The 26143-nt window shown below is 75.3% G+C and carries 23 protein-coding genes and 1 tRNA gene; 6 read left to right on the top strand and 18 right to left on the bottom strand.

From position 1 onward, the window contains the following. Positions 1-35: 35 nt before the first annotated feature. From A2CP1_RS07630 to A2CP1_RS07620, 3 genes are all read right to left on the bottom strand, one after another. Entirely contained in the window at positions 36-839 is an 804-nt protein-coding gene (locus A2CP1_RS07630) for a class I SAM-dependent methyltransferase (RefSeq protein ID WP_012632802.1), read from the bottom strand. Between the two features lie 44 nt (positions 840-883). Next, complete coding sequence (locus A2CP1_RS07625; protein WP_012632801.1) at positions 884-2158, bottom strand: ATP-grasp domain-containing protein; 1275 nt, start codon at positions 2156-2158, stop codon at positions 884-886. A gap of 102 nt (positions 2159-2260) precedes the next feature. Next, complete coding sequence (locus A2CP1_RS07620; protein ID WP_012632800.1) at positions 2261-3493, bottom strand: thiamine pyrophosphate-dependent dehydrogenase E1 component subunit alpha; 1233 nt, start codon at positions 3491-3493, stop codon at positions 2261-2263. 106 nt (positions 3494-3599) lie between these two features. Here A2CP1_RS07620 and A2CP1_RS07615 point away from each other — a divergent pair, with 106 nt between their 5' ends. The 3 genes from A2CP1_RS07615 to A2CP1_RS07605 all read left to right on the top strand — a co-directional run bounded on the left by A2CP1_RS07615 (position 3600) and on the right by A2CP1_RS07605 (position 6230). Continuing rightward, on the top strand, positions 3600-4502 hold the full coding sequence (locus tag A2CP1_RS07615; RefSeq protein WP_012632799.1) for a LysR family transcriptional regulator: 903 nt from the start codon (positions 3600-3602) through the stop codon (positions 4500-4502). A gap of 172 nt (positions 4503-4674) precedes the next feature. Then, positions 4675-5097, top strand: coding sequence for a response regulator (locus tag A2CP1_RS07610; protein ID WP_012632798.1), 423 nt, complete (start codon positions 4675-4677; stop codon positions 5095-5097). A gap of 29 nt (positions 5098-5126) precedes the next feature. Then, positions 5127-6230 carry a sensor histidine kinase gene (locus A2CP1_RS07605; RefSeq protein WP_041450468.1) on the top strand — a complete coding sequence of 368 codons (1104 nt, stop codon included), beginning with the start codon at positions 5127-5129 and terminating at the stop codon, positions 6228-6230. A gap of 131 nt (positions 6231-6361) precedes the next feature. Here the strand turns inward: A2CP1_RS07605 and istB are convergent, their stop codons facing one another. After that, a complete protein-coding gene (istB, locus tag A2CP1_RS07600; protein WP_012632796.1) occupies positions 6362-7141 on the bottom strand; it encodes an IS21-like element ISAnsp5 family helper ATPase IstB in 780 nt (259 codons plus the stop codon). Then, on the bottom strand, positions 7138-8415 hold the full coding sequence (gene istA, locus A2CP1_RS07595; protein WP_012632795.1) for an IS21 family transposase: 1278 nt from the start codon (positions 8413-8415) through the stop codon (positions 7138-7140). The genes istB and istA overlap by 4 nt, the downstream gene beginning before the upstream one ends. A gap of 261 nt (positions 8416-8676) precedes the next feature. Between istA and A2CP1_RS07590 the strand changes: the two genes are divergently transcribed. Continuing rightward, complete coding sequence (locus A2CP1_RS07590; protein ID WP_012632794.1) at positions 8677-9006, top strand: hypothetical protein; 330 nt, start codon at positions 8677-8679, stop codon at positions 9004-9006. Positions 9007-9102: 96 nt separating this feature from the next. Here the strand turns inward: A2CP1_RS07590 and A2CP1_RS07585 are convergent. Both A2CP1_RS07585 and A2CP1_RS07580 read right to left on the bottom strand, forming a co-directional pair. Beyond that, a tRNA-Ala gene (locus A2CP1_RS07585) sits at positions 9103-9175 on the bottom strand. 9 nt (positions 9176-9184) lie between these two features. After that, positions 9185-9466: a hypothetical protein gene (locus A2CP1_RS07580; protein ID WP_012632793.1), complete on the bottom strand. Its 282-nt coding sequence runs from the start codon at positions 9464-9466 to the stop codon at positions 9185-9187. A 275-nt stretch (positions 9467-9741) separates the two neighbouring features. Between A2CP1_RS07580 and A2CP1_RS07575 the strand changes: the two genes are divergently transcribed. Next, complete coding sequence (locus A2CP1_RS07575; protein WP_012632792.1) at positions 9742-10839, top strand: hypothetical protein; 1098 nt, start codon at positions 9742-9744, stop codon at positions 10837-10839. 81 nt (positions 10840-10920) lie between these two features. On the opposite strand, the gene A2CP1_RS23605 is transcribed toward A2CP1_RS07575, so the two are convergent. The 11 genes from A2CP1_RS23605 to A2CP1_RS07525 all read right to left on the bottom strand — a co-directional run bounded on the left by A2CP1_RS23605 (position 10921) and on the right by A2CP1_RS07525 (position 23302). Beyond that, positions 10921-11028 (bottom strand): hypothetical protein, encoded by a 108-nt coding sequence (locus A2CP1_RS23605; protein ID WP_012632791.1) that lies wholly within the window; start codon positions 11026-11028, stop codon positions 10921-10923. Positions 11029-11100: 72 nt separating this feature from the next. Then, positions 11101-12570 carry a DmpA family aminopeptidase gene (locus A2CP1_RS07570; RefSeq protein ID WP_012632790.1) on the bottom strand — a complete coding sequence of 490 codons (1470 nt, stop codon included), beginning with the start codon at positions 12568-12570 and terminating at the stop codon, positions 11101-11103. Positions 12571-12676: 106 nt separating this feature from the next. Then, the gene (locus A2CP1_RS07565) at positions 12677-14863 is read right to left on the bottom strand and encodes a D-alanine--D-alanine ligase family protein (RefSeq protein WP_012632789.1); all 2187 of its coding nucleotides are present in this window, start codon (positions 14861-14863) and stop codon (positions 12677-12679) included. Positions 14864-14930: 67 nt separating this feature from the next. Next, positions 14931-15464 (bottom strand): RDD family protein, encoded by a 534-nt coding sequence (locus A2CP1_RS07560; protein WP_012525461.1) that lies wholly within the window; start codon positions 15462-15464, stop codon positions 14931-14933. A 4-nt stretch (positions 15465-15468) separates the two neighbouring features. Next, on the bottom strand, positions 15469-15681 hold the full coding sequence (locus A2CP1_RS07555) for a hypothetical protein (protein WP_041450467.1): 213 nt from the start codon (positions 15679-15681) through the stop codon (positions 15469-15471). A gap of 2 nt (positions 15682-15683) precedes the next feature. After that, positions 15684-16709, bottom strand: coding sequence for a porphobilinogen synthase (hemB, locus tag A2CP1_RS07550; RefSeq protein ID WP_012632787.1), 1026 nt, complete (start codon positions 16707-16709; stop codon positions 15684-15686). An 89-nt stretch (positions 16710-16798) separates the two neighbouring features. Continuing rightward, positions 16799-18148 carry a DUF1015 domain-containing protein gene (locus A2CP1_RS07545; RefSeq protein ID WP_012632786.1) on the bottom strand — a complete coding sequence of 450 codons (1350 nt, stop codon included), beginning with the start codon at positions 18146-18148 and terminating at the stop codon, positions 16799-16801. 18 nt (positions 18149-18166) lie between these two features. Beyond that, a complete protein-coding gene (locus A2CP1_RS07540; protein ID WP_012632785.1) occupies positions 18167-18805 on the bottom strand; it encodes an L-threonylcarbamoyladenylate synthase in 639 nt (212 codons plus the stop codon). 9 nt (positions 18806-18814) lie between these two features. After that, on the bottom strand, positions 18815-20227 hold the full coding sequence (locus tag A2CP1_RS07535) for a sugar transferase (RefSeq protein WP_012632784.1): 1413 nt from the start codon (positions 20225-20227) through the stop codon (positions 18815-18817). Between the two features lie 141 nt (positions 20228-20368). After that, positions 20369-21667: a glycosyltransferase family 2 protein gene (locus A2CP1_RS07530; protein ID WP_012632783.1), complete on the bottom strand. Its 1299-nt coding sequence runs from the start codon at positions 21665-21667 to the stop codon at positions 20369-20371. 150 nt (positions 21668-21817) lie between these two features. Further along, positions 21818-23302, bottom strand: a complete 1485-nt coding sequence (locus tag A2CP1_RS07525; RefSeq protein WP_012632782.1) for a hypothetical protein — start codon at positions 23300-23302, stop codon at positions 21818-21820. A gap of 143 nt (positions 23303-23445) precedes the next feature. Between A2CP1_RS07525 and A2CP1_RS07520 the strand changes: the two genes are divergently transcribed. Beyond that, complete coding sequence (locus tag A2CP1_RS07520; protein WP_012632781.1) at positions 23446-26142, top strand: glycosyltransferase; 2697 nt, start codon at positions 23446-23448, stop codon at positions 26140-26142. The last annotated feature ends 1 nt before the right edge of the window (position 26143 follow it).

The following is a 26143-nucleotide window of genomic DNA, read 5'->3' as shown; positions in this document are numbered from 1 at the left end:
CGAGGACCCCCGGCGCTGACGCGCGGCCCGCGCCGTCAGCGGAGGCCGCGCGCCGCCCAGGCGCGGGCGCGGAGCGGGATGGTGCCGTCCGCCGACACCGGCAGCGCCGCCCGGAACGCCACGCGCAGCGCCGCGCGGCGATCCTCGGGGAGCGCCATCGCGTAGGCGGGCGCCGGTCCCTGGCCGGCCAGGAACGGCGCCCAGCACTCGGCGAAGTCGCGGAAGACGGTGGGCACCTCGACCGGGCGCACCTCGACGCTCGCGAGCCCCGCGCCCTCGAGCAGGGCCGCGAGCGGCCCGGGCGCGCAGACCGGGAAGCGCACTGCCTCGTCGAGCGCCGCCGCCGCCGGGTCGAGCGCGCGGGCCGCGTCCCAGAAGCGCCGGATGTACTCCATGCCGTCGGCGTAGTCCCAGACGTACAGCGCCACGGGCGCGCCCGGCCGCGCGGCCCGGGCCAGCTCGGCCACCATCTGCGCCGGGTCGGCGACGAAGTTCAGCACCAGCGCCGAGGTCACGGCGTCGAACGCGCCGTCGCGGACCGGCAGCGCCTGCGCGTCCGCGACGACGAAGGCTGCGTGGGCACCGCCGGCGCGGGCATGCGCATGCGCGACGAAGCCCATCGAGCGGTCGAGGCCGACGACCAGGGCCGGCGCGGCCTGCGCCGCGATCGCGTCGCCGAGCGCACCGGTGCCGCAGCCCACGTCCAGCCAGCGGGCGTGCGGCCCCACCCCGAGCCACCCGACCACCTCGCGCGCCACCCGCCGGCTCCACCGGCCGATGTACGCCTCGTAGCCAGCCCCCACGTCCCAGACGTCGTGCGCTGCCGGAGCCGCGGACATGCCCTCCCCTTGTCGCCGGGGCGGCGCGCCGCGCACGTCCCGGATCAGGCGACCGGCAGCGGCGCCCGGATGTCGAACGCCAGCCGGCGGTGCGCCTCCCGCAGGGTGCGCTCCACCTCCTCCGGCGTCTCCCCCTTCGCGAACAGGAAACCGAGGTAGCTGTCGCCCTCCGGGAGCGGCACCACCTCGCGCCCCTCCGGCACGGTGATCACCACGTCGTCGACGCCGGGCACCGTCCGCGCCTCCTCCACGCCGCGGACGCCGTGCAGGACCCCGCGCCGCGGGATGGGCAGCATCATGACGCCGGACGCGCGCGCCTCGCGCCGGACCTGCTCGAGCGGGAGGCCCATGGCGTGCGCCACCAGCACCTCCTCCAGCGTGAGCCCGGCGCCGAAGCGCAGCGTGCGGGAGCAGAGGCCGCCGATCGACCGCGCCGCGATCTCCAGGACCACCGGGCCGTCCGGCGACAGGCGCAGCTCCGCGTGCACCGGCCCCTCGCGCAGGCCGAGCGCCGCCGCGCCGGCCGCGGTGATCCGCTCCACCTCGGCGCGGAGCGCGGCGGGGTGGCGCGAGGGCGTCACGTAGATCGTCTCCTCGAAGTAGGGCCCGTCGAGCGGGTCCGGCTTGTCGAACAGCGCCAGGACCTCGAGCCGGCCGCCGCGCAGCAGCCCCTCCAGCGCGACCTCGGCGCCGGGCACGAACGCCTCCACCAGCACGCTGCCCGCCGCCTCGCGCTCGCGCGCGCGGCGCTCGACGCGGGTGTCGTGCAGCAGCTTCCGGATCCGGCGCCAGGCCGCCACGAACCCGGCCGGATCGTCGGCGCGGATCACGCCGCGGGACGCCGAGAAGATGAGCGGCTTCAGCACGCAGGGGTACGGCGCCGCGCGGGCGGCCGCCTCCGGATCCTCGTCGAGCGCGTGGAGCCGGAACCCGGGCACCGGCACCCCGGCGTCGCGGAGCGTGGCGCGCATCGCGTGCTTGTCCGCTGCGCGGCGCGCGGCGACGGGCGGGTTGAAGGGCAGGCCGAGCTTCTCCGCGGCGAGCGCGGCGATGACGGCGGTCGGGTCGCTCGCCGGGACGATCCCGGCGATGGGCCGCGTCCGGGCCGCCTCCGCCACCTGCTCCGCCGCGTGCTCCGGCTTCCGGTAGTCGAGGGAGAGGAGGCCCGCCTCCGGCCCGAAGGTGTCCTCGATCTGGTGGCAGCGATCGCTCCCGACGAGCAGCGGGACGTTCAGGCGCTGCGCGGCGGCCCGGAAGTCGTCGAGGCGGTAGCTCGTGGTGGGGACGAGGAGGAGCAGCGCTCCCTGCGGCGTGGGCATGGCGGAGGTTATGCGGCAGTCGCGGCGCGCGGGCAACCGGCGGACCGCGCGGAGCGCTGCCTTTCCCCGGTGCGCGTCCCTCGCGCCGGCGCCCCCCCCGCGTCAGCGATCGCGCGCCGGGCCCGCCGGCGCGGCCAGGCACTCGTCGCGCTGCTCGCGCTGCTGCCGGAGGGGCTCCGCGTAGACGTCGTCGAACAGGCTCTCGCGCGCCGGCGGCGGGAGCGCCTCGACGCGCGCCACCGCGGCGCGGATCTCCTCGTCGGCCTCGCGCAGCAGGGCTGCGTGCGCGCCCGGCGCGAGCGCGCCGATCCGCTCCAGGTGCACCCGCAGCCGCTCGATCGGATCCCGCGCGCGCCAGGGCGCCACCTCGGCCTCGTCGCGGTAGCCGCGCGGGTCGTCGGAGGTGGTGTGCGGGCCGACGCGGTAGGTGACGCACTCGAGCAGCGTCGGCCCCTCCCCCGCCGCCGCCCGCGCCCGGGCCCGGCGGGTGGCCGCGTGCACCGCGAGCAGGTCGTTGCCATCCACCCGCTCGCCGCGGACGCCGTAGGCGATGCCCTTCTGCGCGATGGTCTCGGCGGCCGTCTGCATCGCGGTGGGCGTGCTGATGGCCCAGCCGTTGGCCCGGCACAGGAACACCACCGGCACCCGGTGCACGCCCGCGAAGCCGAGCGCGGTGTGGAAGTCGTGCGTGCTGGTGGCGCCGTCGCCGAACCAGGTGAGCGACACCATGTCCTCGCCCTTCAGGCGGGCCGCCCAGGCGGCGCCGACCGCGTGCGGGAGCTGGGTGCCGAGCGGCGCGCTCACCGAGGCGTAGTGGCCAGCGCGCCAGGTCTCGTGGCACGGCATCTGGCGGCCGCGGGCGAGATCGCCCGAGTTGCCGAACAGGTTGCAGAGGAACGCGTCCAGCGGGAGCCCGCGCAGGAGCGCCGCGGCGTGCTCGCGGTAGCACGGGAAGAGCCAGTCCTGCGGGGCCATCGCGGCGGCCGCGCCCACCACACACGCCTCCTCACCCTCCGCGCCCACGTAGAAGCCGATGCGGCCCTGGCGCTGGAGCGCGGTCATCCGCGCGTCGAGCGCGCGCGCGCGCACCAGGTGCCGGTGCAGCGCCAGCGCCTCCGCGGGCGTGAGGGTGGCGTGGCGCGGGTCCGCCACGCCGTCGTCGTCGAGCACGCGGAAGATCGGGAACGCCGCCTCCCACCCTCGCCCGGCGTCCGCGGCCAGTCCGCCGTCGGCCCGCCCGGCGGGCTCCGACGACGGCGCGGGGACGGCGTGGACGCGAGCGCTGCGCGGGCGGCGGGAGGGCTCGACCTTGTCGGGACGCAGGGTGGAACGCACGGTCCGACCCTAGCGACGCGCGGCCGCATAAGTCCAAGTGATTGTGGTGATGTAAGTATCACGTGTGTTGATATGCTCGCGCGCCCGCCCCCCGGAGGACGTCCGCATGGATCTCGCCCAGCTCGAGCTGCTCGCCGCGGTCGCGGAGGAGCGCAGCTTCACCCGCGCCGCGGAGCGGCTCCACCGCACGCAGCCCGCCGTGAGCCAGGCCCTGCGCCGGCTGGAGGAGGAGGTCGGGGCGACGCTGGTGGACCGCTCGTCGCGAGACGCCAGCCTCACCGCCGAGGGAAAGGTGCTGCACGAGTACGCGCAGCGGATGCTGAAGCTCCGGCGCGACGCGGGCGAGGCGCTCGAGGCGCTGCGCGGCCTCCAGCGCGGCACGGTGGTCGTCGCGGCGAACGAGTTCACCGCCACCCACCTGCTCCCCGTGCTCGCCGAGTTCCGCCGGCGGCACCCCCACCTCCGCGTCGAGGTCCACCGCAGCCTGGCGCGCGACATCCCCACCGCCGTGCTCGGGCGCGACGCCGAGCTCGGCGTGCTGACCTACCGGGCGACGCAGCCCGGGCTGGTCGCGCAGCAGATCGCCATCGACGACCTGGTGCTGCTCGTCCCGCCCGAGCACCCGCTCGCCCGCCGCGGCACCGTCTCGATCCGGCAGCTCGGCGGCGAGTCGTTCCTGGCGCACCACGTCCGCTCGCCCAACCGCGAGCGGGTGGTGAAGGCGTTCGCGCGGCACAGGACGACGCTCGACATCGTGATGGAGCTGCCCACGCTCGACGCGGTGAAGCGGCTGGTGGTGGAGCGGGTCGGCATCGCGCTCATGCCCGCGCGCGTGGCCGAGCCCGAGCTCGCTCGCGGCGAGCTGGTCGGCCTGACCGTGCGCGAGATGCGCTTCCCGCGCCCGGTGCTGCTCGTGCACCGCCGCGACGCCCCGCTCTCGCGCGCCGCCGAGGCGCTGCTCGAGTGCGCGCGGGAGGTCGCGCCGCGCGGGGCCGCGCGGACCGGCTGAACGGCGCGCCCGGCGCCGGGCGGTGACGACGGAGCTCCATCCCACCCGCCTCACGGCGCCGGCGGGGGGACGTCACGTTCGCTCGGCGTCCCGGACCCTCCTCGTCGACCGTGCGGGCGGACGCACGAGGCCACGTCCGGCGTCCTCCGATCGGGATGACCAGAGTGGAGTGATGGAGACCCGGGACGTGCTCGTGGTCGACGACGATGCCGCCGGGCGGGATGCGCTCTCGCAGCTCCTGGCCATGCGGGGCTACACGGTCCGCGAGGCGGAGAACGGACGCGTGGCGCTGGACCTCATCGCCGAGCGCGTCCCCGGCTTCCTGGTGCTCGACCTCGAGATGCCGGTCATGGACGGCTGGGAGGTGCTCGCGTCGCTGCACCGTTCCGGCGCGTTCGACGTCATCACCGTGGTGGTCGTCTCGGCGGGGCCGTCGCCACCGTCCGACGTGGCGTTTCTGCGCAAGCCCTGCGAGTTCGGCGAGCTTCTCGAGATGCTGATCGCGACCGATCGTTCCAGGGGATCGGGCGCCTCGTCGCTGGAGGGGCGGACCCACGGCCGCCCCCCAGCGCGCCCGGACCTCGAGCGGACCTGATGCTACAAAGAGGCCCAGGGGGTGTCTCCGTGCTCCACGAGTTCCTGACCCAGCACCGCGACGCCATCATCGAGCGCGCGCGGGCGAGGGTCGCCGCGAGGCGCGTACCCGTTCCTTCCCAGTTCGAGCTCACGGAAGGCGTCCCTGCGTTCCTCACCCAGCTCGCCGAGCTGCTGCGCGACGAGGTGCATCCCGCACGATCCGTGACCGTACCGACGACGTCGGGACGTGCTCACGAGGCGATGGGGGCCACCGCCGACCGGCAAGGGGACGACCTGCTCCGCGCAGGCTTGACCGTCGCGCAGGTGGTCGAAGGCTACGGCGACGTCTGCCAGGCGATCACGGAGTACGCCAGCGAGCTCAAGGCGCCGATCAGCCTGGACGAGTACCACACGCTCAACCTGTGCCTCGACGTGGCCACCGCCCGTGCGGTGAGCGCCTTCTCCGCCTCGCGCGACCGCCGCACGGCGACCCAGGAGACCGAGCGGCTCGGCGTGCTCGCGCACGAGATGCGAAACCTCCTGTCGACGGCGATGCTGTCCTACCAGGCGCTGAAGAGCGGTGGAGTGGGCGTCGACGGCAGCACCGGCGCGGTGCTCGGGCGCAGCTTGCGCGGTCTGCGCAACCTCATCGACCGCTCGCTGACCGAGGTTCGCCTGGCCGCCACGCTCCGGAACCCGGAGCGCGTCGATCTGGCCGAGTTCATCGAGGAGCTGGAGGTGTCCGCCGCCCTCGACGCGACGGCGAAGGGGCTGGCGCTCGAGGTCCCTGCCGTCGAGCCGGGCGTGGCGGTGAACGTCGACCGCCCGCTGCTTGCCTCGGCGGTCGCCAACCTCGTCCAGAACGCGATCAAGTTCACCCCCTCGGGCGGTCGTGTGTCGCTCACCGGGCACCGGAACGCGACGCACGCCCTCATCGAGGTCGAGGACGAGTGCGGTGGGCTCCCCGAGGGCCGTGCCGAGACGATGTTCCAACCGTTCGCCCGGGGAGGAACGGATGCGGGCCCCCCCGGCCTCGGCCTCGGGCTCAAGATCAGCCGCGACGCCGTGCTGGCGAACGGCGGCCAGATCCAGGTTCGGAACCTTCCGGGCAAGGGCTGCGTGTTCAGCATCGCGCTGCCGCCGGTCGAGTGAGAACACGGTCTCGCTTCGGCTGACGCTACGGCAGCGCCGCTGCTGGCCCACTGCGTACGTTGCCCCGTGTCAAACGACAGGGGGAATTGACCCCCAAACGACAGAACTTCTGACCCCCTCCGCCTCGGGGTTCAGTTCGCCTTCTCGGCCCTGCCGAGCAGGCCCGCCTTGCGCTTCTGCTTCAGCCTGTAGCTCTCGCCCTGGATCATCAGCGTGAAGCTGTGGTGCAGGAGCCGGTCGAGGATCGCGGCGGCGAGGATCTCGTCCCCGAACACGGTGCCCCACTGCGTGACGACCTGGTTCGTCGTGATGATCATCGCGCCCTTCTCGTACCGCCTCGCGATGAGCTGGAAGAACAGGTGCGCACTGCGCTTCTCGAACGGCAGGTACCCCAGCTCGTCCACGACGAGCAGCTTGGGCTTCGCGTAGAACGCGAGCCGCTCCGCGAGCTGGCCCTCGGTCTCGGCCTTCGAGAGCGCGCCCAGCAACGCCGTCGCGCTCGTGAAGAGCACGGTGTAGCCGGCTTCGACTGCGGCGCGCCCGAGCCCGATGGCGAGGTGCGTCTTGCCGACGCCGGGCGGGCCGAACACGAGCACGTTCTCCGCGTTCGCGACGTACCGGCTGACGGCGAGCTCGCGGACGAGCTTCTGGTCGACGCTCGGCTGGAACTTGAAGTCGAAGTCGTCGAGGGTCTTCACCGCGGGGAAGTGCGCGATCTGGATGCCCATCGCGACGCGCTTCCGCTGCTTCGCCCCGACCTCCTCGCGCAGGATCGTGTCGAGGAAGTCGAGGTACGTCGGCTCGCCCCGTGCCGCGGTCGAAAGCAACGCGTCGAGCTGCTCGCCGATGCGCCCGAGGCGGAGCCGGCCGAGGCTCTCGAGGACGCGAGCCCGCGTGATCTCGGTGCTCACGCGGCACCGCCGATCACGGCCGCGTAGTCGTCGAGCGTCCGTCCGAGCGCGGCGAGCGGCTGCGCGATGGGAACGAGGTTCTCAGCCGCAGGCCGGCGCCAGAGGCCGTCGAGGTGGGCCGGGTCGATCACCCGCGCGTGCGGCTCGAACGAGCGCGCGTGAACCGCTACGACGTCGCGGCCGTGGAAGATGCGAACCTCGTCGGCGGTGACGAGCGCCTCGACGCGGTCGCGCACGAGGCGGTGCGGAACGCTGTAGCGGACCGTGTCGATGTCGATGAGCGAGTCGTTCGCGACGCGCCGCTGCAGGCGACGGCCGTGCGTCGGGAGCGGCCGCGCGGGCAGCGACCTCAGTGCCTCGCGCTCGTCGCGCTCGAAGCGTTTCGCAGGTGCCTCGTGCGTCGTCCCGTGCACGCGGCCGTCCACGAGGAGCTGCCACGCGGATAGGTGGTCCTGCAGGTGCGCGAACGAGTTAAACCGCCGACCGGCGATCGCGTTTCGCTTCACGTACTTCACGCCGGACTCGGTCTTACCCTTGGTCCTGGCGCGGTATGGCTGGCAGGCGCGCGGCTGAACATCCCAATCGCGGCAGAACGCGACATACGCCGGGTGGAAGATCACGGTCTGCGCCTCTCGGTTGCGGCCGGCGACGAGGCAGCGCGTGTTGTCGCCGAGAACCTCGAGCGGCACGCCGCCGAAGTGGCGGAACGCCGACGCGATCCCGTCGAGCCACTCGCCCTGACGCTCGTGCAGGAACGCCTTCACGAAGATCCGCCGCGAGTAGCTCAACACCGCGGCCAGGAAGTGCACCGTCACGCGCTCGTCGGCGATCCAGACCTGGCGCTCGCCGAAGTCGATCTGCATCTGCCGGCCCGGCGCGGTCTCGAACCGGACCGTCGCAACGTCGGCGGCGCGCTGCTCGCGCCGGCGGTCCGCCACGGCACGCTGCACGGTCCTCACGCTCGCCTCAACGCCGCGCTCACCGAGCATCTGCGCGACGACCACGGCGTTGCCCTCGGCCTCGCCCTCGAATAGCGCGACCGCTTCAGCTCGCCGGACGTCGTCGAGCCGCTGCTGTGAAGGGTGCCGTTGGAGATCGGCCACCGCGCCGCGCAGGTACCGACGCACCGTGTTGCGAGCCACGCCGAGTTCGCGCGCGATCCGCTTCGCGCCCCAGCCCTTACCCGCGAGGTCACGCATCTGCCTGACCGCCTCCGCCTCGACCATCGGCACCTCCGTCGTCGGGGGTGCCACGAATCCCATCTCGCTGCCCATCTCCGCCTCCTTGCTGAGGGCAGAGGGGGTCAGAAGTTGTGTCGCAAGGGGGTCAGTTATCCTGTCGCTCTACACCCCGGAAGAGCGCGCTGGGCGGCCACTCGCCGTGACCTGCCCCCCGACTTTAGACGGCTAACTTCGTGAGCCCGGTGAGACGGCGAGCAAACTCGTTTGGCGTCTGATTGTCCAGCGAGAGGCCTTCCTGTGGAAGGTGCGCTCTGCGCGAGGTCAGCGCGCCGCGCCGCCTGCTAGACTCGCTGCATGAGCTACGACGCGGACCTCGAGGCGGCTCATCGGAGGTGCGGGAACCACCGCGCCGAGCTCCTCGCGAGCGACGTGTGCGGCTGCTTCTACTGCCTCGAGACGTTCCCCCCGGCCAAGATCGAGGAGTGGATCGCCGAGGACGCCGCCGGCGTCGGCAAGACCGCGCTCTGCCCGCGCTGCGGCATCGACTCGGTGATCGGCTCGAAGTCCGGGCTCCCCACCGACCGCGAGTTCCTGTCGAGGATGCACGCGTACTGGTTCGGCCGCACGTACTCCGGTGCCGAGGCCGAGGCTGAGCTCGCGAGACGTCGCCGGCTAGACGAGTGACGAGGTGCACGGGGTGTCCACGGGCTCGTCCCCCCGCCACTCCCCGGCAAAACCAAACGGGCGGTCAGGATTTCTCCTAACCGCCCGTTTTCATTGTGGACCCGACCGGGATCGAACCGGTGACCTTCTGAATGCCATTCAGACGCGCTCCCAGCTGCGCCACGGGCCCGGAGATCTTCTATGTCGTGCTGCCTGCCGGGCTCTCGCGCTCCAGCTCCGCGAGGTCCCGCTCCTGCTGCTCGAGCCGGAGCTCGAGATCCTGCGCCTGCTTCACCACCACCGCGAGCTCCGCGGGGACCGTCACCCGCCCGGCCCGGGCCAGCGCGCCGAAGCGCTCGCCGAGGTCGCGCAGGGCCCTGTCCAGCGCTCGCCGGGTCGCGGTCCGGTCCAGCTTCCGCTTCCCGATCTGCGATCGGAGGATGACCCGATCCCGCAGCGCCTCGAAGAGCTTCCCTGCCACTCGCGTTCCCGCACGGTCATCGAGCCGCTCGGGAGGGGCAGTGATTAACGCGAGGGCGGCGCGGCAGTCAAGGCCGTTGTCGCCCGCCTCCGCGGGCAGGCGCGCGGATTCACACACCTGTCCTCGCGCAGCGTCACCCGGCCGCGCCCGCCGTGCCCGCGGGCGCGCCGCGCGCGAGGAAAGCGCCCGCGATCCCGCGGCCTCCGCGCCCGGCGCTCCCTCCGCGGGAGGAGGTGGCACCGCCGTTGCTACCCCGGTCCTTCCGGAGGTGTCCCATGCGGCTCACCGCTTCCCTGCTCGCCCTCTCCCTCGCGCTGCCGCCCGCCCTCGCGGCGGCGCGGGACGATCGCCCCACCGCCCGCGCTCCGGCGCGCGGCGGCCCACCGCGCGGCGCCGCGGCCCCGCGCGGCGGCTTCCGCGGCGGCGGCCCGGTGGCGGCGCCGGTGCCCGGCCCGATGCCCTCGCCCTACGCCCGCGGCGCGCCGGCGTCCCCGCGCGCCTACGCGCCCGGCGGCTACGCCTACGGGCCGCGCGCGCCGGCCCCGTACGCCACGCGCGGCGCGCCCGCGCCCTACCGCACCGCCCCCGCGCCCTACTACCGCGGCGCGCCGGCGCCCTACCCATCGGCCCCGGCGCCGGGCCGCGGCGGCTACCGCGGCGGCTACGCCGTCGCGCCCGGCGTGGCGGTGGTCGCGACCGCGCCGTTCTGGTGGGGCTGGGGCTGGGGCTACGGCTACTACCCGCTCTACCCGAGCCCGTACGGCGGCCCTCCGGGCACCGTCGCCGGCGACGGCAGCGGCGCGTACTACCCGGCCCCGCAGCCCGAGCCGGTGACCCTGCGCCTCGACGCGCGGGTGGCCGCCGTGCCGGACGGCTACACCGGCGGCGTGGCCATCGCGATCGAGACGCCGACGCTCGGCTTCAACGCCAGCGTGGACGGCCTGGAGCGCGACGGGCTCACCCGGCTGCCGGGCGCGAGCGGCGACGCGCTGGGCTGGGGCACCGCCCACGTGACCTGGGCGTTCCTCTCCGAGCCTTCCGTCCAGCTCCGGCTGGAGGCGGGCGGGTCGATGCTGTCGATGCCGCGCACCGGCGCGTTCGCGGACAAGACGCACGCGGGCGACGTGTCGTTCGGGCCCGACGTCGGCGTCTCGGGGCAGCTCGGGCTCATCGGCCCCATCGGCCTCGAGGGGCACGCGCGGGTCACGCCGCTGCCGATCGCGGTGACCGACTCGCGCGCGGCGGTGGCGTTCCGCGGCGGCCCGCTGGCGCTGACGATGGGCTGGCGCGCCATCCACGTGTTCGGCGACGGCACGGAGGCGCCCTCGGCCGACTTCACCGGGCCGGAGCTCGGGCTGTCGTTCCGGTTCTGAGGCGGTCCCGGCGGACGGAAAGCGAAACGGCGGGCCCGGCGCGATGCCGGCCCGCCGTTCGCGTCCGTACGGGACGCGGCGCTACTTCTTCGAGGACTTCGTGGCCGACGCCTGGCGCTTCTTGCGCGCCTTCCACTGCTGGCGGCGGCGGGACTTCATGCGGTTGTGCTTGCTCTTCGAGTTCGCCATGCGTCCTCCTGGAAAGGGACCGCGAAACGCGGGGCGCCCTGTATACCACGGGCGCCGCCCGCGGTCCGGGGCTTACCCCTCGCCGGACCCCCCGCCGTCGGGGCGCGGTCCGGCCCCGTCCTTCGTCCGCGCGCCCGCGCCCCGGGGCGCCTCGTCCCGGCGCGGCTCCGCCGCCTCGCGCTTCGCCTCCTGCGAGTCGCTCCGCGCGTCCTGGCGCTCGATGCGCGTGGGGCTCCCCTGCGTCCCGGCCGTGCCCGCCGCGGCGCCGGCCGGGCGGGCGGGCCGGGCCATCCCCTCCGCGCCGCGGACCGCGCTCGGCTTCGCGGCGGAGGCGGCCGGCGCGGTGCGGGCCCGCGCGGCGGCGTCGGGGGCCGGCGGGCGCCGGCCGCGCAGCGGCGGGGCGGCCGCCTGGCGCGCGGCGTCCGCCTGCCAGGTGGTGACCATCTCCTTCACGTCGTCGAGCGGCAGCGCCTTGCTCACGTTCCCGTTCACGCCCTCCATGTCCCGCGCCATGCAGAGCGCGTTCAGGATGGCCTCCTCGGTCGCCTCGATCACCGCCTCGTAGAGCGGGTCGAGCCGCTGGTCGAGCAGGATCTTCATCCGGTAGACCATCTTGTTGGTCTCGCGGGGCACCTGGTTGGCGGTCGAGAACGCCAGCACGATCTCGCCGGAGCCGTGCATCGCGGTGGAGCCCACGCGCCCGATGCCGAGCGCGGCGCGCTTCGCGAGGCGGTTGAGCTGGTGCGTGGCGAGCGGCGCGTCGGTGGCGATCACCGCGATGATCGAGCCGTAGTTGCGGGTGCGCCGGTTGGCCGGGCGGTAGCGGGCCTCGAGCACCTCGCCGACCGGCAGGCCGCCGATGCGGAGCTGCCGCATCACGCCGAAGTTGGACATCACCAGCACGCCCACCGTGTAGCCGCCCAGCGTCTCGGGGAGCTTGCGGCTGGAGGTCCCGATCCCCGCCTTGAAGTCGCAGGTGATCATGCCGGTGCCGCCGCCGACGCTCCCCTCCGGCACCGGCCCGTCGCTGGCCGTCCGGAGCGCCTCGTACACGTGCTCGTCCTTCACGTGCCGGCCGGCGATGTCGTTGAGCCAGGAGTCGTCGCACTCGCCGACCAGCGGGATGATGACGTCGTGCTCGTCGCCGATGCCGGGGTAGCGCTCGACCATCCACTTCACCGCCGCGTCGGAGACGGCGCCGACCGACAGCGTGTTGGTGAGGAAGATGGGCGTCTCCACCAGCCCCCACTCCAGGAGCTGGGTCATCCCCGAGACCTCGCCGGCGCCGTTCAGCACGAAGCCACCGCCGACCACCCGGTCCTCGAACACGTTGGTGGGGTTGGGGAGGATGGCGGTGACGCCGGTGCGGACCGGCCCCTTGCCGACGCGGAGCGGCCCGGCCCCGCGGGTCACGGTGGAGTGGCCGACGCGCACCCCGGCCACGTCGGTGATGGCGTTCCAGCGGCCCGGCTTGTAGCGGCCCAGCGAGATGCCCAGGTCGCGGGCGCGGCAGCGCGGCTCGGTCGGTGCGGTCTCGGGCATGCGAAAGACTTACGCCACCCGCGGCCCCGGGCGAAGCGGAAATCCCGCCGGGGCGCGGATGGGCGGTCCTGCCGCGGGGCTCCCGCCGGGGCGCGGCGCCGCGAGATCAGTGCCGGTGCGGCGCCTGCGGCCGCCGCTCGCCAGCCTCGCCGCCCGAGCCGCCGTTCCCGCCGGCGGGCGCCTCCGCGCCGGGCGCGCCGTTCCCCTGCGCCGCCGTCGCCAGCGCCTCGCGCTCGGCCGCGGCCTGCGCGCGGCGGGCCCGCTCGCGCTCGCGCTCGCGCTCCTGGTACCGCCGGATCGCGAACGAGAGGATCTCGCCGATGAGCGCGCGGTAGTCCATGCCGGCGGCCTGCGCGATGAGCACGAGGTCCGACCAGCCGGGGGCCAGGCCGGGGAGCGGGTTGCACTCGATGAAGTGGATCCGCCCCTCGGCGTCCATGCGGAAGTCGAGCCGCGCCACGTCGCGGCAGCCGAGCGCGGTGAAGCACTCGCGCGCCGCCTTCTCCAGGCGCTCCAGCTCGCGCGGCGTGAGCTTCGCCGGCACCTCGTAGCGGATCCGCTCGTTCCAGTCCTGCTTCATCTCGAACGAGTAGATGGGCGTGGGGTCCTTCGCGTCGAGGAACACGATCTCCATGGGCGGGAGCACCCGCGGCCGCCGCTCGCCCAGCAGCCCGACGGTGAACTCGCGGCCGGAGACGTAGCCCTCCGCCAGCGCCGGCTGGCGGTACTTCGCGATGAGCTCCCGGGCCACCTCGCGCAGCTCGGGCTCGTCCCGGACCACCGACTTCCGCGTGACGCCCTTCGACGTGCCCTCCGCCACCGGCTTCACGATGAGCGGGAAGGTCAGCTCGCGCGGCAGCCGCTCGTTGCCGGTGTTCAGCACCAGGTAGTCGGGGGTGAGGATCCCGTGGGTGCGCACCATGCGCTTCGCGAGCGCCTTGTCGAGCGAGACCGACAGCGCCGCCGGATCCGAGCCGGTGTAGGGGATGTCGAGCAGCTCGAGCAGGGACGGCACCTGCGACTCGCGGCTGCGCCCCTTGAAGCCCTCGGCGATGTTGAAGACCACGTCGACCGGCGTGGACACGAGCTGCAGCGGCAGGTCCTGGGTCGCCTCGAGGTCCACCACCTCGTGGCCCCAGCTCGCGATGGCCTCGCGGATGGCCTGGAGCGTCTTCGGCGAGTCGTACTCCGCCTCCTCGTCCTGCTCGCCGCCGGGATCGGGGGTGACGCGCTTCACGTTGAAGCTGAAGCCGACCTTGAGCCGCTCGGTGCGGCGGGGCCGCCCTCGCCGGGCGCTCTTGTCCACGATGTTCCAGCGCTGCACCGCGCTCTGGATGACGGCCCCGAGCACCGCGTCCTCGTGCAGCCCCTCCAGCGCGGCGGCCGCGTAGATGCCGGCCCCGGGCTCCAGCGAGGGGAGCGCGTTGATCTCGAGGAAGTAGAGCTCGCCGTCGTCGCCGAGGCGCAGGTCGATGCGCCCCAGGTCGCGGATGCCGAGCTCGCGGTAGACGGTCTCGCAGAGCTGCTGGATCCGCTCTGCCTGGGCGCGCTTCACCTTCGCGGGCGCGCGCACCGACACCGCCTGGTCGAGCTTCGTCTTCAGCTCGTAGTCGTAGATCGCGTACTTGCGGCCGGCGGTGACGGCGGGGTCGATGACGTACTCGACCGGCTGGAGCACGCCGTGCCGCTCCGGCGCGGCCGCCTCCAGGAACGGGACGGTCAGGTCGCGCCCGACCACGAACTCCTCCACCAGCAGGCCCGCCGGGTAGCGCGCCAGCCCGTCCTGCACCACCTCGTGCAGGCGCATGGGATCGTCCACCACCGAGTCCTGGGTGATGCCCTTCGAGCTGCCCTCGAAGTTGGGCTTCACGATGACCGGGTAGCGGAGCGCGTTCACCTGCAGCTGCCAGGGCTCCTCGACGTACTGCCAGCGCGGCGTCCGGACGCCCTTCTGGGCCAGCACCAGCTTGGTGAGCTGCTTGTCGAGGGTCACCGAGAGCGCGTACGCGTCCGAGCCGGTGTACGGCATGCCCAGCTCGTCGAACAGCGCCGGGAAGAACGCCTCGCGGAAGCGGCCGCGCCGGCCCTCGGCGGTGTTGAAGATGAGGTCCGGCCCGAAGGCCTCGAGGCGCGTCACCGTGCGCGACGCCGGGCCGGAGACCTCGATGCGCTCGACGCGGTGGCCGAGCCGCTCGATGGCGCCGGCGAGCGCGTCCACCGTCTCGCGGGTGTCGAACTCGGCTTCCTCCTCGGAGTCCGAGATCCGGAGGTTGTGGGTCAGGGCGATGCGCATGGCGAGACCTCTCCCGGCCCGTGGGGACGCGGGGCTCGAGGCGGGACGACGCTGGCTGGTGGGGGTTTCATGCGGCCGCGCGCTGGCGCGTGGCGCTCGCCGGCGGGCTGGGCGGTGCCGGCGCGGCGTGCGTGAGGTCGCGGACGACCGCGTCGTCCTTCGCGAGCACCTTCCCGTCCACCACCTGCGTGTCCGCGAAGATGTCGCCGATGCGGATGCCGAGCCGGTCCGAGACGATCATGTAGGCCTCGAACGCCACGATGGGCACCCCGGCCACGAAGAACACCGGCCAGAGCAGCGGCACGGACCAGAACACCGCCACGAGCGCGAACGGCGCGTTGCGCAGCATCGACTCGTGGTAGCCGGCGGGGGCGCGGCGCGGGACCACCACCGTGCGCACGCCGAAGACCTTCTTGCCGATCGACTGGCCCTGCATGAGCCCGTCCGCGACGAGCAGGTAGAACGCCGAGAGCACCGGCCCGATCTGCGGCGAGACCTGCGCGAGCGCGAACGCGACGGTGAGGTCGGCGAGGCGGGCCAGGCCCCGGAGCGTCAGGTCCGCCTTGGGATAGGGGCTGCCCTCTCGCCGCGCGTCGCGCATCGGGTCAGCGCTCCCGCGCCACGGGCGGATCGCCGCGGACGAAGAACAGGTAGGCGAGCGCGGGGCGGTGCGAGCCCTCGCGCGTCACGAAGTGCAGCGACTCGAAGCTCCAGCCCTCCCCCGTCCGCTCGTTCAGGGCGCGCTCGAGCGTCTCGTCGGACACCGGCGAGACCTCGACGACCTTGTACGCGGCGGGCTGGGGCGCGGGCCGGAGCACGGTCAACGCTTCTTCCCGGAGAGGAGCTGGGCGGCGTGCTTCGCGTAGTAGGTGAGCACGAGGTCCGCGCCGGCGCGCCGGCAGCAGAGCAGCGTCTCGAGCACCACCCGGTCCTCGTCGATCCAGCCGCGCTCGGCGGCGGCCTTGATCATCGCGTACTCGCCGGACACGTGGTACGCGGCGGTGGGCAGGTCGAAGCGGTCGCGCACCTGGCGCACGATGTCGAGGTACGGCACGGCCGGCTTCACCATGATCATGTCCGCGCCCTCGGCGACGTCGAGCTCCACCTCGCGGAGCGCCTCGCGCCAGTTGGCGGGATCCATCTGGTAGCCCTTGCGGTCCTTGGGGATGCCCGGGCCCTCCACCGGCGCGCTCTCCGCGGCGTCGCGGAACGGGCCGTAGAACGCGCCCGCGAACTTCGCCGCGTACGACAGGATGGGCACGTCCTGGTAGCCGGCGCCGTCCAGCTCGGCGCGGATCGCCGCCACGCGCCCGTCCATCATGTCCGAGGGCGCCACGATGTCGGCGCCGGCGCGGGCGTGGGCGAGCGCCTCCTTGGCGAGGAGCGGGAGCGTGAGGTCGTTGTCGACCTGCAGCTCGTTGCCCGGGCCACCGGCCTTCGACGCCTTGAGGATGCCGCAGTGGCCGTGATCCGTGTACTCGCACATGCACACGTCGGTCATCACCACCATGCCGGGCACCCGCTCCTTCAGCGCCCGGATGGCCTGCGGGACGATCCCGTCGTCGGCGTACGCCTCGGTGCCCTGCGGGTCCTTGTGCTCGGGGATGCCGAACAGGATCACCGAGCGGACGCCCGCCTCGAAGCCCTGCTGCACCTCGGCGACCAGCTCGTCCACGGAGAGCTGGAACACGCCCGGCATGCTCTTCACCGGGTTCCGCACCTTCGTGCCGGGGAGCACGAAGAGCGGCCACACCAGGTGCTGCGGGGCGAGGGTGGTCTCGCGCACCAGGCTCCGGAGGGCCTCGGTGCGGCGCATGCGGCGGGGGCGGTGCTGGGGGAAAGGCATGGGCGTTTTCTAGCGCAGTCGGGGCCGCCGGGAAAGGCGGCCGAGTGCCCCGGGGGCCCGCGCCCCGGCCCGCCGCCCGGCGGGCGGGGTCAGGGCGACGGCGTGCCGGGCTCGAACACCTCGCGCATCACCAGCCCGCTCTGCAGCCGCGGGTAGAAGTAGGTGCTCTTCTGCGGCATCGTCTCCCCGGCGTCGCCCACCGCCTGGACCTGCCACATGGGGGTCGGGTTGACCAGGAAGCCGACCTGGTGCTCGCCGGAGAGGACCCGGTTCACCGCCTCGCCCGCGTCGCGGACGTAGGTGAGGCTCTCCTGGTTCTCCTGGGCGCTGGCCGAGAGGCCGAGGACGTGCTGCAGCACCACCGAGTGGAGCACGGTGACGTCGAGCGCGCGGAGCGTCTCGTTGCGCGGCAGCTCCGCCTCCTCCAGGTCCGCCTCGTCGCGCAGCGTGAGCACGCGCGCCTTCTGATCCTCGGCGGTGACCATCAGGAACGAGGACGACTTCCCGAAGTGCTCGGAGAGCTTGGCGATCGCCCAGGCGCGGCCCGCCGGGCGGCGGATGTCCTCCGGCAGCGTCTCGACCCGGAAGTACCGCTCGAGCGCGTCCGTGAGGCGCGCCACGGAGAAGTCCTTGAGGCCGAACACCAGCCGGTGCGTCGGGAAGAGCATCAGGCCCGGGTCGCTCATCGGGCACAGGAACATGAGGATGTAGTTGTGCCCCGCGTCCGGCGGCAGCCCCGGCCGCTGCGCCTCCACCAGCTTGCGGTAGGCGAGCCCGGAGACGTACCGATGGTGGCCGTCGGCGATGAAGATCCGCTTGTCCGCGACCGCCGCCTGGAGCGCCGCCACCACGACCGGCTGGTCGGCGCGCCAGAGCCGGTGGTGCACCCCGTCGTCGGAGTCGGTCTCGGCCACCAGCTCGCCCGCGGTGACCGCCTCCAGCGCGCGCGACGTGGTCCGCTCCTCGTCGCGGTACAGGCCGATGATGGGCGAGAGGTTGGCCCGGACCGCCTTCAGGATCTCGAGCCGGTCGGCGCGGGGGGCGGTGAGCGTCTTCTCGTGCGGGACGATGACGCCCTCGGAGAACTCGTGCAGGCGGACCGCCGCAAGGAAGCCGCGGCGCCGCGCCTGCCGCCCGTCGGGCGCCCAGAACGCCTGCTCGAGCGCGTACAGCGCCGGCCCGGGATCGCGCCGCAGGACGCCCTGCTGCATCCAGCCGGCCCAGGTCTCGGCCGCGCGCGTGTACTTGTTCGCGCCCGGGCCGTCGCCGGCGCGCTCCTCGCCGATGGCGACGTGCGCGATGTTCTCGGGGCTGCGGCGCAGCAGCTCGTCGCGCTGCTCGAGGGAGACGAGATCGTAGGGCGGGGCCAGCAGCTGGCCGAGGGCCCGGCCGCGGGTGGCGGCGTAGCGGACGCCGCGAAACGGGACGATCTCGGCCATGGGGCCCCGGACCGTAGATCACGGCCCCGTACGGTGCAAGGCGCCGGTGGGGCCACCGAGCGCCGCGGTCACCTGCTCGATGGACACGGCGCCGGGCCGCACCACCCGCAGCGTCTCGCCGGCGATCGCCACCACGGTGCTCGGGAGGCCCCCGGGCGTCGGACCGGCGTCGAGCACGTGGTCGACCTGCCCGCGCAGCGCGGCGTCGAGCGCCTCGACCCGGTCCGGCGGCGGACCGCCGGAGAGGTTCGCCGAGGTGGAGACCAGCGCCCCGCCAGCCATGCGCGCCAGCGCGCGCGCCACCTCCGACCCGGGGATCCGCACCCCGACCGTGCCGGAGCCCGCGGTGATGGCCTCGGACAGGCCCGGCCGCGCCGGGAGCACCAGCGTGAGCGGGCCCGGCCACAGGCGCCCGGCCAGCCGCGCCGCCGCGCCCTCCAGCGACGCCACGCGGTCCACCTGCTCCCGGTCGGCCGCGACGAGCGGCAGGGGCTTCCCCTCGGGCCGCAGCTTCGCGGCGGCGAGCCGGACGAGCGCGGCGTCGTCGGAGGCGAGCGCGCCGAGCCCGTAGAACGTCTCGGTGGGATAGACCACGATGCCGCCGGCGCGCAGCACGGCGGCGGCCTCCGCGACCCGGGCCTCGAGCTGGGCGTCCATGCGCGGACTCTACCGCGCGCCGCGCCCGAGCAGCACCGCCGGGATGGTGCGCAGCACGATCCGCATGTCCTGCCAGAGCGACCAGCGGTCGATGTAGTCGAGGTCGAGCTGCATCCAGCGGCCGAAGCCGACCTCGGACCGGCCGGACACCTGCCAGGTGCAGGTCAGCCCGGGCTTCACCGAGAGGCGGCGGCGCTGCCAGCGCTCGTAGCGCCGGACCTCCTCCGGCAAGGGCGGGCGCGGGCCCACCAGGCTCATCTCGCCCCGGAGCACGTTCCAGAGCTGCGGCAGCTCGTCGAGCGAGGTGCGGCGCAGCACCTTCCCGACGCGCGTGACCCGCGGGTCGTCGCGCAGCTTGAACACCGGGCCGTCCATCTCGTTGCGATCGGCGAGCCGCGCCTGCTCCGCCTCGGCCCCGGCGCGCATGGAGCGGAACTTGTAGAGCGTGAAGGTGCGCCCGGACAGCCCGACCCGCCGCTGCCGGAACAGCACCGGGCCGGGCGAGCCGAGGCGCACCGCGAGCGCCACCGCGGCCAGCACCGGCGAGAGCACGATGAGCGCGAGCGCGCTCGCCAGCACGTCGAACGCCCGCTTCGCGAGCAGCGGCAGCGCGTCCTGCGGCGCCGAGGCGTAGGAGAGCACCGGGATGCCGTCGAGGTCCTCCACCGTGAGGCGGCCGTGGCGCGCCGGGAACGGCTCGAGGCCGATCTTCGCGACCACGCCCTGCTCCTGGCAGGCGGCCACCGCGGCCTCCATTTCCGGGAGCCGGTCGCGCGGGACGGCGAAGACCACCAGGTCCACCACGTGCCGCTCCAGCACCGCCGCGAGCTCGTCCACGCGGCCCAGCACCGGGCCGGGGAGGCCCCGCCGCGCGGCGCCCTGCTCGAGGACGAAGCCGGCGAACGTGAAGCCCCACTCCGGGCGCGCCAGCAGCCGCTGCCGCATGGCCCGCGCCAGCGGCCCGCCCCCCACCACCGCGAACGCGCGCGTGTTGTGCCCGCGGCGGCGCGCCTCGTGCGCGAGCGTGCGGACCGCCACGCGGCTCCCGGCCAGCAGCGCGAACGCGATCCCGAGCCAGCCGAGCAGCAGCAGGCGCGAGAGTTCGCGGTCGCGCCCGAGGAAGCTCGCCGCGGCCACGCCCAGCGCCAGCAGGCCGATGGCGCGCGCGAGCCGGAGGATCTCCTCGCGGCGGGAGCGGGTGCGGTACTGGCCGTAGACGCCCGCCGCGCCGGCCGCGGCCGGCCAGAGCGCGAGCGCCACCGCGAGCCACGCCAGGTGCCGGCCGGCGGGGAGCAGCGGCGGCACGGCCGCGACGTCCACCGCCGCGCGGAGCGCGAGGGCGAGCCCGAACGCGACCGCCACCAGCGCCAGGTCGAGCGCGCGCAGCCCCGCCGAGACCGCCCCTGCCCGCTCCTTCAGCATGCCTTCACCGTGCGTGATCCCTGCCGGCGAACACCGCCGGTCCCACCAACGTCGCGACGCGGGCGCCCGCCCGGAAGCCCGGGCGCGGGGCGCTGCCCTCGCCGCGACGCGGGCCGGGGCGCGCGGACGCACCGTGAGGGCTCACGCCACGCTCTCCCCGCCCCGCCGCGGCCGCGACGCCGCACCGCCGGGGCCGGGCGACGCGGCGACGTTGCCCGCCGCGAGCCGCGCCTCGACCGAGATGCTCCGGGTGTGGCGCGTCGCGCCCCAGCGCCGGTCCCGCCGGCGCAGCAGGCCGGCCACCAGCAGGGGCGCCCAGGCGGCCTGCAGGAGCAGCGTGTACCCGTAGCGGAGCGCCACCCGCGCCGGCACGCGCTCCGCGGCGAGCGCCGCCACCGGGAACGCCACCGGGCACGCGAGCAGCGGCAGCCACGCGGCGAGCGGGACGTGCGGGGCGCCCGCGGGGTGGCCCAGCGCCGCGCCCCCGAGCCGCGCCGCGAACACCGCGCCGGCGAGCAGCGCCACCGCCGATCGCGACGGCTGCAGGCAGGCCACCGCGCCGTCCAGCGCGGCCAGGTCGCGGTGCCGGAGCGCGCGCCAGAGCAGCGGGAGCGTGTGCCGGCGGGCGACGTCGAGGTGCCCGCGCGCCCAGCGGACGCGCTGGCGCCACGAGGCGGCGAGCGTGGCCGGCTTCTCGTCGTAGGTGACGGCCTCCGGCGCCCACTCCACCCGGACGCCGGCGCGGAGCAGCCGGAGCTGCAGCTCGCGATCGTCGGTGAGACAGGCGGGATCCGGGGGCCAGGCGCGCAGCACCTCGGTGCGCACGCAGTAGCCGGTGCCGTTCAGGAGGGCGGAGAAGCCGAGCCGCGCGCGCGAGCGCTCGAACAGGCGCGCCGCGACCGCGTGCTGGAGCGCGCTCGCCTGCGTGACCCAGCTGTCGTCCGGGTTCTTCGCCTCGATGGAGCCCTGCAGGACGCGGGCACCGGCCGAGAGGCGGGCGTCCATGGCCGAGAGGAAGCCGGGGGCCATGACGTTGTCGGCGTCGAACACGCACACCGCGTCGGCCGGGAACAGGGCCAGCGCGCGCTCGCGGGCCCAGGCGAGCGCGTGGCCCTTGCCGAGGTGGCGCGGGTCGTGCCGCTCCAGCACCGCGTCCGCGCCGGCCGCGCGGGCCCGGGCGGCGGTGTCGTCGGAGCAGTTGTCCGCCACCACCACCACCCGGAACAGCGGCCGGGGGTGGTCCTGCCGGAGCGCCGCCCGCACCGCGTGCGCCACCACCGCGGCCTCGTCGTGGGCCGGGACGAGCACCAGGAAGCGGTGGCGCGGCGGCGCGGGCGCGAGGGCGCGACGCGGGAGGAACCCCGCCAGCGCCACCGCGAACGTGTACGCCATGAGGGCGAACAGGCCCCACTCGAACACCGCCGCCACCGCCTGCACCATCCGCGCTCCCCGGACGGCGTCCCGCGCCCGCGCGCCCCCCTCACCGCATCGGCGCCGCCGTCTCGCGGAGGATCTGCGTGCACCCCCGGCGCGCGACAAGGCTCCGGGCCGCCGGGGGCCCGGATGCCCGCGGGCGGACGTCACGGAGCGTCAAGGGACGCCGGCGCCGGTCGCGCCCTCGCCCGCGCCGGCAAGCCCGAGCGCGGGGCGGAGGGCGCGCGCCGACAGCACCGCCGCGCTGACCACCAGCCCGAGCAGGAGGTGCTGGATGGGGAAGCGGTAGCGCATCTGCCCCGCCCAGGGTTCGAGCGCCGGGCTGAGGATCGCGTTCACCAGCGCGATCGCCCACAGCGTGGCGAGCGCCGCGCCGGCCCCGGCCGGTCCCGCCGCGTCCTCCCGGCGGTGACGCCGGCGGCGGCGCGCGCGCAGCCAGAGCGCGAGCGGCGGCAGGAGCAGCGCGCCCGCGGAGAGCCACGGCATCCCCACCTGCCACGCCGCCTCCGCGGCACGCGCGGCGCGGTGCTGCCACGTCCCGGGTGGCCACTGCGGCGGGCCATCCGGCCGGGCGCTCCACCCCAGCTGCAGCGCGAACCGCCCGAGGAGCTGCTCCGCCGCGCCGGCCCACACGCGCAGGTAGCCGCCCGGCACCGCCGCGATCGCCCGCAGCGCGACGCGCTCGGCGACCGGCTCCGCGGCGGTCACCTCGAGCCGGCCAGCCGCCTCCGCCTCCCCGGGCGCGACCACCTGCGCGAGCGGCCCGACCGCGCGCCACCACCCGATCCACTCCCGCCCCTGCTCGGCGGCGAGCCGCTCGTACACCTCGCGGATGCGGGCCTGGTCGGGCGGCAGGTGGCGGTACACCGCGGGGTGGCCGACGTGGTTGAGCAGCGAGAGCCCCGCGCCCGGCGAGAACTCGAGCCGGCCGGCGCGGGCCAGGTTCAGCGAGGCCATGGCCAGCACCACCCCGGCGACCCCGGCCCACGCGAGCGCCACGTCGCGTCGCGAGAGCGCCCGGCGCAGCGCCAGGACCAGCGCCGCGAGGAGGTACACGCCCGCGGAGGCGAGGAAGATGGGGCGCACCAGCGCGGCCGCGGCCCAGAGCAGGCCCGCGCCGGCGACCGCGCCGCGCGTGCGGCCGGTGAACGCGGCGGCGGTGGCGAGCGCCGCGGCGCACACCAGCGCCAGGCAGAGCGTCTCGGAGTAGATGGTCACCGCCATGAACAGCAGGTCCACGAAGCTGAGCGCGGCGAGCCCCGCGGCGAGCGCGGCGGCGAGGCCGCCGGTGAGGCGGCGGACCAGCGCGTACGCGAGGACGACGCTCGCGATCCAGAGCGCGGCCTGCGCCCCGGCGACCTGCGCGAGATCGAGCGCGCGGCCGCCCACGAGCGCCACGAACGCGGGATACCCGGGCATGCGCAGGCCGAGCGGCGGGACCTCGCCGCGGGCGAGGTGGACCGCGTCGTGGAGGTAGGACGGGGTGTCCCAGAAGCGGGCCGGCTCGAGCCCGCCCAGCATCGCCCAGGCCTCGAGCGCGCCCGCCACGAGCAGGCCGACCGCGGCGACGGCCGCGGCGCGATCGGCGACGCCGGCGCGCGTCCCCGCCGCGCCGCCGGCCTCGGTCCCCGCAGCGTCCATCGCGCCACCTTATCGCGGCCAGGGCTCCCCCCGCGGCGCCGCGCGTGGCAGGCCATCACCGGGGCTGTGGCGCGCCCCCTGCGGCGCGCGCCGCGGGGGCACCGGGCGCTGGCCGCGCGGGCGCCCGCCCCCTAGCTTTCGACGTGCCCATCGCCCTCGAGCGCGAGCCCCGCGAGCCCCACACCCTCCCCGTTCCGGACGCCCCGGAGGCGGATCGCCTCCCCGCCGAGCTCGCCGCCGCGCGCGCGGTGGCCGAGCGCGAGCGCCGGCGCGCCGAGGCGCTGGAGGATCGGCTCCGGGCGGTCGAGGGCGCGCTCCGCGACGTCGAGGCGAGCCGCGCCTGGCGCGCGGCGCTCCTGTACTACCGCGTGCGCGACGCCCTGCCGGCGGCGGCCTGGGCGCGCCGGGCGGCCCGCGCGCTGCGCCGGAGCGTGCGGGCGCGGCGCGGCGCGGGCGGGGCGGAGCGGGCGCCGGCGCGGCTCCCGTCGGCGAGCGGCGCCGGGCCGCTCGCGGGGATGACGCTCGGGCACCGCGGCCGCGTCAGCGTGGTCCTGCCGGTGTTCGACCAGGCCGACCTGCTGCCCGCCGCCATCGAGAGCGTGCTCGCCCAGACCCACCGCGACCTCGAGCTCATCGTGGTGAACGACGGCTCGCGCGACGGCGTCGAGCGCGTGCTGGACCGCTACGCCGACCATCCGCGGGTGGTGGTGCTCACGCAGCCCAACCAGAAGCTCCCCTCGGCGCTGAACAGCGGCTTCGCCGTGGCCACCGGCGAGTGGTTCACCTGGACGTCCGCCGACAACCTGATGCTGCCGAACCAGCTCGAGGTGCTGCTGTCCCGGCTCCGCGCCCGGCCCGACCTCGCCATGGTCTACTCGGACTACCAGGCCATCGACGGCGAGGGCCGCCCGCTCCGCGACCCCGCGTTCCGGCCGCAGGACCAGGATCCGCGCGACCCGAGCCGCATGCGCCTGCCGCGCGAGGTCACCACCGAGAACCTGCTCCGGAGCGGCGACAACTTCATCGGCGCGAGCTTCCTGTACCGGCGCGACGCGGCCCGCCTGCTCGGACCGTACGCCGAGGACACGTTCGGCGGCGAGGACTACGACTACTGGCTGCGCATGCACGCGCTGTTCGGGATCGGGCACGTGGACGAGGTGCTCTACCGGTACCGCGTCCACGAGAACAGCCTGAACGCCCGGGCGCGGGCGCTGCGCATCGCCGACGCGGTGGACCGGCTGCGCGCGCGCCACGAGGCGCGGCTCGCGGCCCTGGCGGCGCCGCTGGCCTGGCGCTGCACCGGCGTGGCGGTCCCCGGCGTGCGGCTGGCCGGGCCCGGCGAGCCGTGCGACGTCTCCGCCCACCTGCTCTCGCGCCGCGACGACCCCGCGGTCGAGGAGGCGGCGCGCCGGCCCGAGGCGCTGCAGGTGTGCGTGGTGGACCGGCCGCTCGACGCGCTTGAGCGCGAGGTGCTCGCCCGGTACGACCTGCTCCTCACCCGCGAGCCGGGCGCGCAGGCGCTCGCGAGCCGCTGGTTCCCGGAGCGCGCGTTCCTGCTCGACCCGGCCGCCGGCGCGCCGCTGCTCGCGCGCGTGGCCGCCTACCGCCTGTTCGAGAAGCGCCGCGTCCCGGCGCCGCGGCAGCCGCCGGCGCGCGTCTACCCCGTGGCCGCGCCGCTGCGCGTGGGCCTCCAGGCGGAGGGGCTCGACCGGGGCGGCCTGGAGCAGGTGGTGGCCGACCTGGCGCTCAACCTGCCGCGCGAGCGGATTCGCGCCACGGTGCTGGTCCACGCGCGCGCGCCCGGCGCGATCGGCGCGCGCCTGCGCGAGGCCGGGGTGGACCTGGTGATCACCGGCGGAGACGAGCGGCGGCTGGCGCGCGCGGCCGAGGAGCGGAAGCTCCAGGTCATGAGCCTCCACTACAGCGTGGCCGGCGCGCGCGACCTGGGGCGGCGGGGCATCGCGAGCGCGTACACCGCGCACAACGCGTACGTGTGGATGGAGGGCGCGGAGCGCGCGCGCCGCGCGGCGGCGCTGCGCGCCATGGACCTGGTGGTGGCGGTCTCCACGCCGGTCGAGCGCTACGTCGAGGAGGTGTTCGGGGTGGACGCGCGGCGGGTGCGGGTGATCCCGAACGGCCTCGACGTGCGCGGCCTGGAGGCGCCGCCCGCCTCGCGTGCCGCGCTCGGGATCGGCGCAGGGGACGTCGTCTTCGTGCAGGTGGGACGCTTCGCGCGCGAGAAGCTGCAGGGCGTGACGGTCGAGGCGTTCCGCCGGATCGCGGGCGCGCTCCCCGGCGCGCACCTGGTGCTGGCGGGCGCGCCGGCCGACGCCGCCTACGCCGCCGAGGTGACCGCGGCGATCCGGCGGACGGGGCTGGAGGACCGGGTGCACCAGGTGCACCAGGCCGGGCGGACCGAGGTGGCGGGGCTGCTCCGGAGCTGCGACTGCCTGGTGCAGCCCTCGTTGGTGGAGGGCTGGAGCGTGGCGGTGATGGAGGCGATGTACCACGGGCTGCCGCTCGTGCTCACCGACGTCGGCTCCGCCCGGGAGGTGGTGCGCGGTGGAATCGGCCTGGTGCTGCCCAACCCCTACCCGCGCCTCGCCACGCTCGATCTCGCGGCGCTCCGCGCGCTGGCCCGCAGCTACCCGGAGGCGAACCTCGCGGCGCTGGCCGAGGCCATGCGCGAGGTGGGCCTGCACCGCGATGCGTGGCGGACGCGCGCGGCCGCGGGGCGCGCGCGGGTGCTCGGCGAGCTGGACGTCGCCAGCATGGCGCGCGCGTACGCCGACGCGTTCGAGGACGCCTGGCGACGCGCCCGCAAGCCGGCGCAGGGCTGAC

The sequence above is a fragment of the Anaeromyxobacter dehalogenans 2CP-1 genome, assembly GCF_000022145.1.
GTDB lineage: Bacteria > Myxococcota > Myxococcia > Myxococcales > Anaeromyxobacteraceae > Anaeromyxobacter > Anaeromyxobacter dehalogenans.
Note: the sequence above shows the minus strand (reverse complement) of the source record. Positions and strands in the feature narration are given on the sequence as shown.